Here is a 13836-nt window from a genome sequence, read left to right on the forward strand (position 1 = left end):
CTTTATCATAACATAAAGTTTAAATTTTAATTAAACAAATTTATTTAATAAATAGGGTTAGAAAGTAACTAATTAATTTTAGCAGCCACAGATTGTGCCTTCACTTTTTTGCTCGCATTTACACGCTTCTCCCTCACACTTGCAACTTAACTGAGTCTCAGCCTCAGACTGCTGCTGGCATCCACAATGTTTTTGCGGGGTGCATTCACACTTTTCGCACGAGCAGGAGGTATTAACCGGCGAAGTAGGATGCGCGGACAAAAAACCGACAGTGATAAGAGAGGTGGATAAAAAACTTAAAATTTTTTGCATGATAGACTCCTTTTTTTTATCGTTAAAAACTATTCGAACCTTTTAATTAATTCCCGAATTTCGTCAATTTTTCTTTTTTGTTCCTTTTGATCGTTCGAGAGGCTTGCTTGTGTCACACAACTGGTAAGGTGGACATCCAAAATGCGCAGTTCAATGCTTTTAATGGCAGAACGAATGGCCCGCAATTGGGTTAAGATTTCGGGACAGTATCTACTTTCTTGGATCATCTTTTTGATCCCTTCGATCTGTCCGCTAATCCGGTTAAGATTAGCTAATTCCTTGAGATGAGAGGGGTGATGAGGGTTTTGACAATCTTGAGTACTCATGAGAATTTCCTTGGGTTAATCTTTATACTATACCCCCGTAAGGTATTTAAGCAAGAAATAAAAAAGGGCATGGAGACCATAAGTTTTTTCTTCCCAGTTTTTAGCTGTTTTTACTCAATTGAAAAAAATCGGCGCGAAGGGAAAACTCCTCTCTATTTCTACGAGTCACAACCTCGCCTTGTGGCTTATGAAGCCAAATTAAGAAAACCTTTGATTTAAAGTAGCCCGGATAAGTAAATTTTTGAGCGTGATGTTAACAAAAAAATAATATTATATGGTTTGTATGAAAAAAAATAGCGTTTTAACTCTTTGTTTCGCAGTCAAACACCATCGAAAGAAAATCTGCCTCTTTTTGGTTTTTTATTTTTTAGGTTGGGTGGTTCAGCGGGAATACTTTACCCTAAATCACGAGTGGTACAAAAGCTTAGCCAAGGTGTTAGTATTTTTTAATAAATAGCTTGGTAAAAGGCAAAGGTTAATGATCAAACTGCTCTTCTCCTTCATGTTCATCTGGTAAAGGAGTTTCGATCAATTTAAAAAGCAGAGGATTGATTGCGATGGAAATTAAAGCTGCCGCTACGATCACGTCGTAGCCTTCATCGGGAAGAAGTTTTAAACGCATCGCTTCCTCAGCTAAAATAAAAGAAAATTCTCCCACTTGGGCTAGGGCTAAGCCCACTACAGTGGCTGTGTAAAGGGATTGTTTAAAGGCAATTGCAATCAAAAAAGCGACTAAAGGTTTAATAATTAAAATAATGCCTAAAATGGAGATAAATAGGGGAAAGAATTCCCACATTGCACTGGGATTAAAAAGCGTTCCGACGGAGAGAAAAAAAGTTACGACGAAGGCGTTTCTTAGAGGGGCTGCATGCTTAAAAGCCAGATGCTTAACCTCTGATTGTCCTATGATCATTCCAGCCATAAAGGCCCCCATGGCAATCGAAGCTCCAAAAACTAAGGCTGAAGCGGTGGCTATTCCAAACGTAAGAGCTAAAATTGCAACTGTAAATAACTCTTTGGACTTTGTTTTTTCAATCGCAGACAAGAGGTAAATCACCAGTTTTTTACCAATTGTAAATACCAAGATAGTCAGAAGAGCGAATTTTGAAAGGGCGATTACGATTGGATAAAAGCTTTCTTTAAAGGAAAAATTCCCATTTTTTGAAAGAGTGGCGATGACAGGCAGCAAAATGAGCATGATCACTGTGAGAATGTCCTCCACAATTAACCATCCCACTGAAATTTTACCGTGGAGAGTGTGTAAAAGGTGGAAATCCGATAAAACGCGAACTAATACCACTGTACTTGCCACCCCAATCGCAAGTCCCAGAATAATGCCTGTTTGCAGGGGCCATCCTAAATAATACATTAAAAACGTGGCCACTATCGTTGCGCCCAGAGTTTGCCCAATTGCCCCGGGAATGGCTATCATTTTTACATTAGAAAGGTCTTCGAGTTTGAAATGGAGTCCCACGCCAAACATCATCATAATGACGCCAATTTCTGCCAACTGCTCAGAAACGTCAATTTCTGTCACAAATCCTGGCGAGTAAGGGCCAATCACATATCCTGCTAAAAGGTAACCTAGTAGCGGAGATAAGCGCATCCGTAGGGATAGATAACCTAGCAAGCCCGCCAAAGCGAACCCGATGGTTAGTACAAGCACAATTTTTAAGCGGTAAATTTCTGTATCCATATTTCCTTACTATACATGCCCCCAAATAACATACAACCTAAAAATTGAAGTTAACAGGTGAGAATTGAAAATAATCTTTTTGAAAACAGTCCTTGACTCTTAAGGCCAAAACGGTTATATTTCTTCCTTAATTCAAGTTAAATTTATCAAAATGAATTTTAATTTCTCAGCCTAAATTTAAACCTTTCCACTTTATTCATAAGTTAAATGGGTTTTATATTTTTTAAATTTCATTCGCAACTCAGCTAATTAAATAGCTGGTAAAGACAAATGTCGGATTAATAAGGGTGTTTTTTGATTGTAAAAGCGAAGAGTGTAGGAGCTTTTGAAGGATGTCGATGATAGATGCATTTTTTTATTATCTTAGCCAATTAGACAGTATTTTCTGGAGCTATATCGCTTTTGTTTTAGTCATGATTTTAGGGGCCTATTTGACGATTCACACCCGCTTTTTTCAGATTCGAGCCATTCCCTCCATTTTTAAAACTTTTTTAAGCTTTCTTTCTAAATCAAGCTCACAAACGACACGCGGAGTACATCCTTTGCGCACTTTTTTTGCTTCGGTGGGTGGAATGATTGGGATTGGAAACATTGTAGGAATTGTGACAGCAGTCCAAATGGGGGGACCGGGGGCTCTTTTTTGGGTATGGATAGCGGCGCTGGTCGGAGGAATTATCAAATACGCGGAGGTTTTTCTGGGGATTAAGCACCGGGTGACCAATAATCAGGGGGGGTATGATGGAGGGCCTAAATACTTTCTTCGTTCGGCGTTCAATAATCCGGGGATTTCCGTTTTTGTGGCTATTTTACTTTGCATCTATGGGGTAGAGATTTATCAGTTTTCAGTCGTGACAAATAGCCTATCCACCAATTTTGGAATTAATCGTTATGCGGTTATTGCCTCTTTGCTAGGAGTTATTTTGTATGCAGGCATTGGAGGAATTCCACGAGTAAGTAAGATTTGCAGCTGGATTATGCCATTTTTTATGGTGGTTTACCTGGGGATGAGTTTCTGGATCATTTTTAATGAAATCGCTTTCTTACCTGGGGTACTTCAAAGTGTTTTTATTTCTGCCTTTACCGGTCATGCGGCTGTGGGCGGTTTCGCAGGAAGCTCGGCTTTACTAGCCATTCAGCATGGAATATCTCGAGCTGCTTATTCATCCGATATCGGGATCGGATACGATTCCATTATTCAGAGCGAGTCGAGTACGGTTTATCCGGAAAGACAAGCTCGGCTTGCGATTTTGGGAGTTTGCATCGATAATTTGGTGTGTACCATGAGTATTTTGATTGTCTTGTTGTCTGGGGTATGGACGGCTCCTATTGAAGGATCTTCTTTGGTACAACAGGCATTGGGTGCTTACTTTCCTTTTATGCATGTGTTTATCCCTGTATTCCTCTTAATTGTGGGATATACGACAATGATTGCCTACTTTTGCGTAGGAATTAAATGTGCCCGTTTTCTAAGCCCTACCTATGGCTTTGCCGCTTACGTGGGATATGCGATTGGAGCTTTTCTTTTCTTTTCTTTTTTTGACCAAACGCAAGCTTTGCTCGTGATGTCTGTCGCTGGATCTTTGCTGTTAATTACTAATCTTTTGGGAATTTTTAAGCTTCGCCATCAGATTGTATTTTCTTTAGAATCGACGGAAAAAGGGATAACGGATCCCGCTCTCTCAGGGAATGGGCACGTTTAAAGGTTAAAGAATTGCAAAAGTTCTTCATGAAGCTTTCCATTAGACGCAAGTAGCGAGGCAGAACCTTCTAGCTTATACGAATTTCCGTTAGCTTGCGAAACAGTGCCGCCTGCTTCGTTAATCATTAAAATCCCAGTCGCCACATCCCAAGCTTTAAAAGCTCCACTGAGGCTCCAATAAGCATCTAATCTTCCTGCTGCGATATAACACATATTTAATGCGGTTGAACCAAAAGCTCGCATAGGTGAGCCTAAGCGTGCGATTTTGCTAAACACTTCAATTGAATGGGTGGGATGGGTATGGAGGTTAAAGGAAAGACTTGTGCCAATATAAGCGGCATGGATGGAGGAACTTGAGCTCACTTTTAAGCGTTTACCGTTTAAGTAAGCGCCTTTCCCCTTTTCGGCAATAAAGAGCTCTTCTAGTATGGGCGCATAAGTGACTCCACATACCACTTCATTTTCTTGGCAAGCAGCAATTGTGACGCAGAAAAGAGGGACATGATGCGCGAAATTCACTGTCCCATCCAGAGGATCAATCATCCAGCAAATGGATCCCTCTGGGTGGGGCATAGCGCCTCGCTCTTCACATAAAAATGAATGGGTAGGAAATTGATCGCTCAAGCGGGTGACGATCAATTGCTCAGAAGCATAATCATAGCTTGTGACAACATCATTTTTCATCCCTTTAGGGATGATGTCAAAGTCTTTTTGATAACCTGCTTTTAAAAGACTTCCTGCCTCTCTAGCTACGTGAAAAGCAGCGTGAGCTAAATCTGAAAAATGATTAGGAATATCCATTCGTCATTACAATTGGTTGCTTTTTGGAAAAAATAATAAAAAAAGGCTTTATCCTCAATGAGGAAATGATTAAAAAAGCATCACGGTAGGTTTTTTGTTTTTTTATGACTAATTAGCAATGCGCTGATGAGCCAATAGAAGGCTATTTTTATCCTTAAGCTCGATGAAAACTTGTAGGTTTGGCTTTATAGTTCGTTGGAGAAAGAGGGAACCTCAACACAACGTACTAGGCGAGGGATCCTCTCCTTCTTTTGGGTAAAAGTGTTTTTAAGAGCCATTTTAAAGAGTAAATTCTCGCATAAAAAAATTGAACAATCTCTTTCTGAGTAAATAGATCCTACTTTTTTGTCAAACCCTAGGATTGTCCTTTTCAAAGATCTGGCTGACAATTATAATCCTGCCTTAATTGTCTCTTACCTAGAGATGAACCTAGTGCACGAATTTCAAAAAAAAGAGTTTTCTTTATGTCAGAAGTCAAAGTTTCCAGCAAAATGGATAAATTGGTTGCTTTATGTAAGCGAAGAGGATTTATTTTTCAGTCTTCCGAAATTTACGGGGGAATCAATGGGTTTTGGGATTATGGGCCGTTAGGTGTGGAGCTAAAACGCAATCTTAAAGAAGCATGGTGGTATGACAACGTGCTGTGCCCTGATAAGGGGATTGATGGGAAACTTGTCGAAATGGTGGGATTAGATTCTTCTATCATTATGAATCCTAAAGCGTGGATAGCTTCTGGGCATGTGGGTGGCTTTAGCGATCCTATGGTTGATTGTCGCGAAACAAAAAATCGCTATCGAGCTGACCATCTCAAGTGTGCTGAATTGGTTGTTGTGAACCAAACAGAACGGCATTCTCTCGGTTGGTTAGCGGTAGTAGATACCGAGGATGCTGAAACTGTTTGGAAAAAAAAGGCGGAGAAGATTTTAAAAAAAGATAAAAGAGAATGGGTTCCTCCTATGCAGCTTCTCTCCTATACCGACTTGCCGCGCGATATCCAAAAAGTTATGACAGGTCCAGATACAGATAAACCGGGAACATTGACTGAGCCACGCCTCTTTAATCTCATGTTCAAAACCATGATCGGGGCGGTTGAAGATCCATCCGCTATTGCTTATTTGCGTCCTGAAACGGCTCAGGGAATTTTTGTCAATTTCCGCAATGTTTTAGACACTTCTCGCGTTAAAATGCCGTTTGGGATTGCTCAAATTGGAAAAGCCTTTCGCAATGAGGTTACGCCCCGAAACTTTACGTTTCGTTCGCGTGAATTTGAACAGATGGAAATTGAATTTTTTGTTCCCCCGCAAGAGGCTCGCGATTGGTATCACTACTGGAGGAAAAAAAGGTATGAGTGGTGGCAATCCATTGGAATTTCTAGTGAAAACCTACGGCTAAGAGAGCAAACACTCGATGAACTTGCGCATTATGCAAAAGAGGGTGCCGGCAGCAGCGATGTTGAATATAAGTTTCCTTTTACTGATCCTAATTTCGGTGAATTGGAAGGGATCGCCCATCGTTCAGACTATGATTTGAGGCAGCATGCTGAGCATGCTGGCCAAGGGGACCGCCTCAAGTATTTTGATCAAGAGAAGAACGAGCGTTATTTTCCCCATGTGATCGAACCTTCTGCGGGGGTAGATAGAGGAGCTTTAGCTCTTCTTTGCGAAGCCTACCATGAGGATTCAAGTCGTCCAAGTGGGGTGGTGATGAGATTTCACCCCCGTATGGCGCCTATCAAAGCGGCTATTTTCCCTCTTGTCGATAAAGAAGGGATGCCAGAAATTGCAAGGCAATTATTTGCCGATTTGAGAAAGAAATGGCCTGTTCAGCTAGATATCAAGCAAAATATCGGGAAACGGTATGCAAGGATGGATGAAGTGGGGACGCCTTATTGCTTTACTGTGGACACCCAAACTTTGCAAGACCAAACAGTGACGGTGCGCTATCGCGATACTCTCCAGCAAGAAAGGATCGGTTTAGACCAAGTCAAGCAGTTTCTCATGGATCACATTTAGGTTTGAAGGGCGCGCAGGTTGTTATAAGCTATGGCACAAAATGAGTCTATACTCGTTTATTCTGGACTTAAGTGCTTATTGGGAAAGGTGGAAGGAAAAAAAGCCTTACAAAAGCAAGGGTTTTTTTTCAAATATTTCCAGGCAGGCGAGTCCTCCTGGCATGATCATGCTTGTGAAGAACGCTTTGCCATTAAGCTCCTTTTTCTTTCTAAATATAGAAGCCTTGTATGTGGTTCTTGTTCGAAAATTTGCCTTGTTTTTTGGCGAGTTGAAGTAGTCAAACAGGTTCTGCCTTCTATCAATCAAAAGGTTAAAATTTTGTGAGTGGCTTTGACGAGGTTGCTTAAGTCCGTTTTATTTTATTGGGCGAACGTGTGGGGCTCTTTACTGTTAAAGTTAAAGTGCCGACTTTTCTCCACTATCCTCTTATATTTTCGACAAAAATTTGTAAATTTTGATAAACCATCATCCATCTGTTTTCTGTATTTAAAGCTATCCTCTTACCACGCACTGCCAATCTTTTTTCCTAAAAGTTAGGATAGACTTAGAGATGTAGACTTCCATTCGCTCGATCCTCTTCTTAATGTGGAGACGACTCGTGGGACTTTTATTGTGCCTAAGAAATACTTGATTTTAATGGGTGCTGTTAATTTTTTTTTCAATCAATCAGGAAAGTTTGAGTTTACAGAAACTCCCAGATCGTGTATTCAATAAAGCAGTTTTTGTAGAGAGATTGCATCTATGCTAACCATTCTCAACCTTTTTGGACGTTCTCCTTTTGCCCTATTAGAATCCCATATGGGAAAGGTCGCTTCCTGTGTTTATTTGCTGCGCGATTTATTTCAAGCAGTTCAAAATCGCGATTATCAAGCTGTGGAAAAAATTGCAGAGAAAGCTTGTGATTTAGAGCATCAGGCAGACATTGCAAAAAATGATATCCGCAACCATCTTCCCAAAAGCCTTTTTTTACCTATCGACAAAGGTCACCTTTTGGAAATTTTGGCTATTCAAGACAGTATTGCAGATAAAGCGGAAGATATTGCTATTCTTGCCACCTTAAAGGAGATTACTTTCTTAACTCCTTTGGAAAATCCTTTTCAAGAATTCCTCGAAAAAAATTTGGAGACTTTTGAAATGACTCGCCATATTATTCAGGAGTTACAAGAGCTTTTAGAATCTTCTTTCGGAGGTATTGAAGCAGAAAAAGTGCGCAGAATGGTTGATGAGGTTTCTTTTAAAGAACATGAGTCTGATCTCCTGCAAAGAAAGCTTCTTAAAGAGCTGTTTAAAATGGACGAACAAATTTCCTATGGAACATTTTATTTGTGGCAAAGTATTTTTAACTCTTTAGGGGAAATTGCCAACTTGTCTGAGAATTTAGCTCATCGAGTTAGGACAACTTTGGAATTAAAATAATGTCAATGGAAATCGCTTTGTTAATTCTTGTCCTCCTGGCAGGCATTTACATGTCATGGAATATTGGGGCAAATGATGTCGCGAATGCCATGGGAACATCTGTTGGATCGGGTGCTTTAACTTTAAAGCAAGCTGTCATTATTGCTGCCGTTCTAGAATTTTCTGGGGCTTTCTTTTTTGGCTCACATGTTTCTTCGACGATCCAAACGGGAATCGTAGATCCTGGAATCTTTTCTCATGACGCCCGATTGCTTGTGTATGGAATGCTCTCTTCTCTCATTGCGGCCGGAGCTTGGTTACAAGTTGCCTCCTACTTCGGATGGCCTGTCTCAACTACCCATTCTATCATTGGAGCTTTAATTGGATTTGGCGTGGTCGTTGGGGGGATTGATGCCGTTTATTGGTCTAACGTGGGCTCGATCATATCGAGTTGGATTATTTCTCCCTTGCTGGGAGGCCTCATCTCTTACGGGGTTTTTAGCCTATTGCGCAAGCAAATTTTTTATTCGTCTTGCCCCCTGAAAGCTGCTAAAAAATGGACACCTCTCCTTGTCTTCTTGCTCATTTTAATTCTGTTTTTAATCTTAATTCCTTCAGGATTGAAAAATTTGAATTTTTCTCCTTTGCAAACCCTTTTCATCAGTCTAATTGCGGGAGGAAGCGGAGCTTTGGTTAGCAAGTTATGTCTAAAGCGTTCATTTTCCCCCGAAGTATTGACGCGATCGATTGCGCTGGCAACCCTTGAGCAAATTAAAGAAATGGAAATTGCTAAAAGGTGCCTTGAACGCGTGCATTCCGCCTCTTCGGGCGAGTTGCAATTTCATCTAAGCAGCGTGGTAGGCGAAATTGAGGGGATGATTCACAAACAAAGTGAGTCCTATGAAAACATTCACTCAGAATATAGTGGAGTTGAAAAAATTTTTGGCTACTTGCAAATCATAAGTGCCTGCTTAATGGCATTTGCGCATGGGGCAAATGATGTGGCAAACGCCATTGGTCCTTTATCCGCTTCTGTAGCAATTTTATTAACGGGTGAAATCCCTTTTGAGGCTCCTGTGCCTACTTGGGCTTTAGCTCTGGGAGGGATAGGAATTGTGGCGGGATTGGCGACTTGGGGGTGGCGTGTGATTGAAACAATCGGAAAAAAAATTACAGAACTCACTCCCACAAGAGGATTTGCAGCCGAGTTTGGGGCTGCCACCACCATTTTGCTGGCTTCCCGTCTGGGATTGCCCATTTCCACCACACATACATTGGTAGGGGCTGTGATTGGCGTTGGGCTTGCACGGGGGATAGAAGCTTTAGATCTTGGAACAATGCGTGAAATTGTAATTTCGTGGATTGTCACAGTCCCAGCGGGGGCTGCAGTGGCAGTCTCTGTCTTTTATTTAATCGCAGAAATTTTTGGTTAAAAACATACGAGGAATTGTGAATAAAAAATTTGTTTTTTTAATTTGCCTATGTCTATGGCTAACATCGCTAGTTATGGCGCACGAAGAATATCATTCTAAAGCTCTTTTAAAAGGAGAAATTTTGATAAGACCGGTTGCTACAATGGATAACCCTTTAGAACAAATGCAGGAAGGGCAAATCCAAGCGGGCGTAGAAGTCTCTTTTAGTGTAAAAATTAAAAATTTAGGAAACCAACCGAATCCGCCCGGAAATTTGCAAATTCATTACAAATTTCCCTCTTCTCTTTCCCATTTATCCACAGCTTCTTTATTTGAAACGGAGATTCTTCCTTTGCCAACTTTAAATCCGGGTGAAGAAAAAATGGTAACATTTGATAAGAAGCAGAGAATGCCGACATTATATGATTTTGTTCGGGATGATTGGGGAAAGCGTGAATACCAAGCGATTGTAAAAATAGCTGGGCAAGAACACCTATTAAATACCGTGGCTTTGACTTTTTCGGCCTATTACTATGAAATTCCGGTTGCTTCAAAAATTGTGGCAATCCCTGTTTTTAATCGTTAAATCGAAAGCTTCCTATGCTCTTAACATTCCAGCCTTTTTTGCAACCTTCTTTTACCCGCCAACTGTTATTAGAGGTGATAGAAAGGCAGGAATTAGTGAAAAAAGAAAGTCAAGCCTCTTTTTTTGAAGCAATCAGGGTTAAAGCTGCCCTGGGAGCGATTATTTTATTGGGCAGCGGAAAAGCCCTTAGCGCTTGTGTCGCCGTGGTTGCTTTTAAAATTCTGGGGGCTTTTTCAGAAGAAATACGGGAAAAGGGCCAGCAAGAAACAAGTTTTTTAAAAGGAGTGGTTGTTGCTGTTTTGATTTCTGTGTATGCTTTAACGGGAACTAGCAGGGCTCATTCCTTAATCATTCGGATTGAACAGGCGGCTGATCGACAATTTGAAGAAATCTCTTCTAAAGGAATAGACAAATTTGAAGAGGCAATAGATCGGGCGCGGAAGAGGAAGGTTAAAGAATATCTTGTAAGAAAGGGAAACCCTACCGCATTTTTCCCCTCTACCTGGGACGACCAGGCCTCACACGCTAAAGAGGCTTTTGCCCGTTTTATCCAAAATCTCAAACAAACCTACCCCTCCCAACCTTCTGAAGGAAAATATGCCATTTTAAAAGAAGCTAGGGAGACAATTAAAGCTTTTATTAGGTCTATCGATCGATTTTCCTTAGCCGAAGAAGAGATTAAGCCCTCTTTCCCTTTCGATCAATGGAATTGATTTATTGTGAAAAGTTGAAGATTTCGTTGTTTTTATAGAGCCTTTTTTGTTTAATTACGTTTGCAATTTTGCCATAACAAGCTTTTCAGTGTTTGGAAAGCTAAAAATATTAAATATATTAGATCTCTTTCAAAATGCTTACTGTTTAAAAAGCGATTCGAATGAAGGGTTTTAATTATTTATATTAAAATTTAAACGTTTGCTAAAGCACTTTTTATTCAATTTTAAGTCAGTTGAAATGTCTTAACTAAGAGGGATTTATGGTCGCTGGAATTCGCCAATCAGAACTACACGCTAAAATAAATGCTGCCTATACCGCGTTAGTTATTAAAGACGAACCTAGGAGGCTTTTATCGACGAGGTTAGAATTAAAGAACAGTAAAACGTGGGGGGATAAATATCCTGTTTTGCATCTCATTTTTCGCTTATTGAGAATCCCTACTTCCCGCACCCATGCACTTGAGGTAGCACAAGTTTTGCAATCAATTGCTACGGCAAAACAATATACTCTCAATGATGAGTACAAAGCTAAGCTTGTTAAATTGATTGAGAAATTGAAATGCAAGGCTTTGGAAAGGGAAGCTAAAAAACAGGTAAAAATCAGGGAGCAATTTGAAGTTCTTCAGAAAAAAGTAGGTCTGCCAAAAGTTGCCCCAAATAACGAGCTTGAACAATTAGGCCTACAGGGTTGTAAAGAAAAGCCTTCTCAACCCCTCGCATTGGAAAAGGAAGCGGACCAGAGCGAGGAAACTGAACAAAGAGGGAAGAAAGCGGGGGCTAAAGAAAATTTTTCCAGCATAGAAAGCTTGCCAAAAGCAGAGCGAAGGAATTCGGAATCCACTCCCGAAGAAATGGATACAAAAGCTAAGGCAGAGGCTTTAGCAAAAAAAGAGCTAGATAAAAGCGAGCAACTAGAAGCTCAAAATGGCTCCGCTTTTGTCGCTCTACCACCCCCTCCGCCGGCTCCTCCTTCTCCCACTATGCCGGGAGTGACTGCAAATAGCCGGCAGCCGAAAAGCGCAGATAAGGCAGAGCGCCCAATCAGTATGAGTGGATCATTCACCATTAGCTTAGCTGAAGTGCGTGCGGCAAAAAAGGGTTTAAAAAAGAGTTCTGGAGAAAAAAAATTGGATGTGAAGCGGGATAAGAAGAGAAGGCGTTACACGCTTCCGCCAGTTCTTCCAGGAAAAAGTTCGCTTGTAAATCAGGAAAATTCGTCTGCTAAAAAGCTAGGCTCCTCGACTTCAAAAGTTAGCAAGGGGGAAGCAAAAATTAATACACGCTTGATGGCTGCTTTGGTGCGGGGAGGCGTAGCAGAATTGGATCTATTTTTTGCGGAGCTCAGTGCTGAAGAAATTCGAAAAGCTCTTTCGGCTGCAAACCATGAAGGAAATACGTTTTTACATCTGGCGATACGAGCCAATGTGACTTTTATTCAAACGTTGATCGAAAATGGGGCTGATCCTTCTAAAATGAATAACTCGGGAAAGAAGGCGCTCGATTTATACAACGAAGAATTTGGTTCTGATAGCAGCGAAGAAATACGCGCTTTGTTAACCCCTCAGATGGTCTAAAATCGAAAGCAAAACCCTGGAACTTGCTAAGGGGTTTTGCTTTCTTGTGTTAAGAAGAGAAGGGCATTTTTTTTAAATTTAAAATTGCTTTTTTGATGTGTCTGCTTTTTATCTTTAACTTCCCTTTGCAAAAAACTTTCTTTTCTCTATACTTATTCCATGTCTTCATAAGAGAGTTAAAATTTCTGCGACGGCTATTTCGTTAAATATTATTTCTTAAGTTTAACAAAATCAAACAGTATAGCACTTGAAAAAGAGTGTGGAAAGTATAAGGAGAAGGCAAAAATGCCGACAATTAATCAGTTGGTTCGAAAAGAACGACGACCAAAGACAAAACGTAGTAAATCTCCTGCGCTGCAAGCATGTCCCCAAAGACGTGGGGTATGCCTGCAAGTCAAGACAAAAACTCCCAAAAAACCTAACTCAGCTTTACGTAAAGTTGCTTGGGTACGCTTGTCTACAGGTCAAGAAGTGATCGCTTACATCGGTGGAGAAGGTCACAATCTGCAAGAGCACAGCATTGTTCTTGTGCGCGGTGGGCGTGTAAAAGACTTGCCTGGTGTGCGCTATCATATCGTACGCGGAGCATTAGACTGCGCAGCAGTGAAAGATCGTAAGCAAGGAAGATCTAAGTATGGGGCAAAACGTCCTAAGTAACGCTGGGATTCTCCCGAATGAGTATCCTAGTTCGTGATTTGTGTTTTAGAGGATTAAAGCATAAATCACGCACAGGCTGACAGTTATGTCAAGCCAGGTGAATTCGTTGAGGTTTTCCTATTCAGGCTTTATAATACCTGTTTTAAGAACACAATTTTATTGAGGAAATTATGTCAAGAAGACATCGCGCAGAAAAGCGAGAAATTCAACCAGATCCCCTTTACGGGAGTGTGCTACTCGCAAAATTTATTAACAAAGTGATGGAACAAGGTAAAAAATCTTGTGCGCGCAGAATCGTGTATGGTGCATTGGATGAGTTTGCAAAAAGAGTGAAATTTGAAAGCCCCTTAGAAGCTTTCGAAGAAGCCTTAGAAAATGCAAAGCCTTCTCTCGAAGTTAAATCCCGTCGTATTGGTGGAGCAACCTATCAAGTCCCCATCGAAATCTTGCCTCACCGCCGCACTTCAATGGCAATGGGCTGGATTATTGAGAATGCAAGAAAAAAACCAGGTCGTTCAATGAAAGATGCGCTTGTTGCAGAATTAACAGACTGCTTTAACAAACAAGGAAGCACCATTAAGAAAAAAGACGACACTCACCGTATGGCAGAAGCTAACAAAGCCTTTGCTCATTATAAATGGTAAAAGGAGAAT

At 40.7% G+C, this 13836-nt stretch carries 13 protein-coding genes; 9 read left to right on the top strand and 4 right to left on the bottom strand.

What is annotated here, in order from left to right; genetic code table 11:
- Positions 1-78 precede the first annotated feature (78 nt).
- The 3 genes from PARA125_RS04160 to PARA125_RS04170 all read right to left on the bottom strand — a co-directional run bounded on the left by PARA125_RS04160 (position 79) and on the right by PARA125_RS04170 (position 2334).
- Complete coding sequence (locus PARA125_RS04160; protein WP_213157439.1) at positions 79-312, bottom strand: hypothetical protein; 234 nt, start codon at positions 310-312, stop codon at positions 79-81.
- A 29-nt stretch (positions 313-341) separates the two neighbouring features.
- A complete protein-coding gene (locus PARA125_RS04165; protein WP_213157440.1) occupies positions 342-638 on the bottom strand; it encodes a metal-sensitive transcriptional regulator in 297 nt (98 codons plus the stop codon).
- 475 nt (positions 639-1113) lie between these two features.
- Entirely contained in the window at positions 1114-2334 is a 1221-nt protein-coding gene (locus tag PARA125_RS04170) for a cation:proton antiporter (RefSeq protein WP_213157441.1), read from the bottom strand.
- A gap of 341 nt (positions 2335-2675) precedes the next feature.
- On the opposite strand from PARA125_RS04170, the gene PARA125_RS04175 reads away from it, so the two are divergent.
- Positions 2676-4034: an amino acid carrier protein gene (locus PARA125_RS04175; protein ID WP_502920493.1), complete on the top strand. Its 1359-nt coding sequence runs from the start codon at positions 2676-2678 to the stop codon at positions 4032-4034.
- Here PARA125_RS04175 and PARA125_RS04180 read toward each other — a convergent pair.
- A complete protein-coding gene (locus PARA125_RS04180) occupies positions 4031-4834 on the bottom strand; it encodes an inositol monophosphatase family protein (RefSeq protein WP_213157442.1) in 804 nt (267 codons plus the stop codon). The genes PARA125_RS04175 and PARA125_RS04180 overlap by 4 nt on opposite strands.
- A 464-nt stretch (positions 4835-5298) precedes the next feature.
- Between PARA125_RS04180 and PARA125_RS04185 the strand changes: the two genes are divergently transcribed.
- The 8 genes from PARA125_RS04185 to rpsG all read left to right on the top strand — a co-directional run bounded on the left by PARA125_RS04185 (position 5299) and on the right by rpsG (position 13827).
- A complete protein-coding gene (locus tag PARA125_RS04185) occupies positions 5299-6846 on the top strand; it encodes a glycine--tRNA ligase (protein WP_213157443.1) in 1548 nt (515 codons plus the stop codon).
- A gap of 741 nt (positions 6847-7587) precedes the next feature.
- Positions 7588-8262 carry a TIGR00153 family protein gene (locus PARA125_RS04190; protein ID WP_213157444.1) on the top strand — a complete coding sequence of 225 codons (675 nt, stop codon included), beginning with the start codon at positions 7588-7590 and terminating at the stop codon, positions 8260-8262.
- Positions 8262-9674, top strand: coding sequence for an inorganic phosphate transporter (locus PARA125_RS04195; protein WP_213157445.1), 1413 nt, complete (start codon positions 8262-8264; stop codon positions 9672-9674). The genes PARA125_RS04190 and PARA125_RS04195 overlap by 1 nt, the downstream gene beginning before the upstream one ends.
- Positions 9675-9690: 16 nt before the next feature.
- On the top strand, positions 9691-10239 hold the full coding sequence (locus PARA125_RS04200) for a hypothetical protein (protein ID WP_349305655.1): 549 nt from the start codon (positions 9691-9693) through the stop codon (positions 10237-10239).
- A 14-nt stretch (positions 10240-10253) separates the two neighbouring features.
- Positions 10254-10952 (top strand): hypothetical protein, encoded by a 699-nt coding sequence (locus tag PARA125_RS04205; RefSeq protein ID WP_213157447.1) that lies wholly within the window; start codon positions 10254-10256, stop codon positions 10950-10952.
- 260 nt (positions 10953-11212) lie between these two features.
- Positions 11213-12526: an ankyrin repeat domain-containing protein gene (locus PARA125_RS04210; RefSeq protein WP_213157448.1), complete on the top strand. Its 1314-nt coding sequence runs from the start codon at positions 11213-11215 to the stop codon at positions 12524-12526.
- Between the two features lie 285 nt (positions 12527-12811).
- Positions 12812-13183, top strand: coding sequence for a 30S ribosomal protein S12 (gene rpsL / locus PARA125_RS04215; protein ID WP_013924496.1), 372 nt, complete (start codon positions 12812-12814; stop codon positions 13181-13183).
- A gap of 170 nt (positions 13184-13353) precedes the next feature.
- The gene (rpsG, locus tag PARA125_RS04220) at positions 13354-13827 is read left to right on the top strand and encodes a 30S ribosomal protein S7 (RefSeq protein WP_213157449.1); all 474 of its coding nucleotides are present in this window, start codon (positions 13354-13356) and stop codon (positions 13825-13827) included.
- Positions 13828-13836: the final 9 nt, after the last annotated feature.

This window comes from Parachlamydia sp. AcF125 (assembly GCF_018342475.1).
In the GTDB taxonomy this organism is placed as follows: domain Bacteria; phylum Chlamydiota; class Chlamydiia; order Chlamydiales; family Parachlamydiaceae; genus Parachlamydia.

Excerpts from the sequence above, each read along its gene's own strand:
- PARA125_RS04210 (WP_213157448.1), top strand. The coding sequence starts at position 11,213 with ATGGTCGCTGGAATTCGCCAATCAGAACTACACGCTAAAATAAATGCT.
- rpsL (WP_013924496.1), top strand. The coding sequence starts at position 12,812 with ATGCCGACAATTAATCAGTTGGTTCGAAAAGAACGACGACCAAAGACA.
- PARA125_RS04170 (WP_213157441.1), bottom strand. The coding sequence starts at position 2,334 with ATGGATACAGAAATTTACCGCTTAAAAATTGTGCTTGTACTAACCATC.
- PARA125_RS04195 (WP_213157445.1), top strand. The coding sequence starts at position 8,262 with ATGTCAATGGAAATCGCTTTGTTAATTCTTGTCCTCCTGGCAGGCATT.
- PARA125_RS04205 (WP_213157447.1), top strand. The coding sequence starts at position 10,254 with ATGCTCTTAACATTCCAGCCTTTTTTGCAACCTTCTTTTACCCGCCAA.
- PARA125_RS04185 (WP_213157443.1), top strand. The coding sequence starts at position 5,299 with ATGTCAGAAGTCAAAGTTTCCAGCAAAATGGATAAATTGGTTGCTTTA.
- PARA125_RS04180 (WP_213157442.1), bottom strand. The coding sequence starts at position 4,834 with ATGGATATTCCTAATCATTTTTCAGATTTAGCTCACGCTGCTTTTCAC.
- PARA125_RS04165 (WP_213157440.1), bottom strand. The coding sequence starts at position 638 with ATGAGTACTCAAGATTGTCAAAACCCTCATCACCCCTCTCATCTCAAG.
- PARA125_RS04160 (WP_213157439.1), bottom strand. The coding sequence starts at position 312 with ATGCAAAAAATTTTAAGTTTTTTATCCACCTCTCTTATCACTGTCGGT.
- PARA125_RS04190 (WP_213157444.1), top strand. The coding sequence starts at position 7,588 with ATGCTAACCATTCTCAACCTTTTTGGACGTTCTCCTTTTGCCCTATTA.
- rpsG (WP_213157449.1), top strand. The coding sequence starts at position 13,354 with ATGTCAAGAAGACATCGCGCAGAAAAGCGAGAAATTCAACCAGATCCC.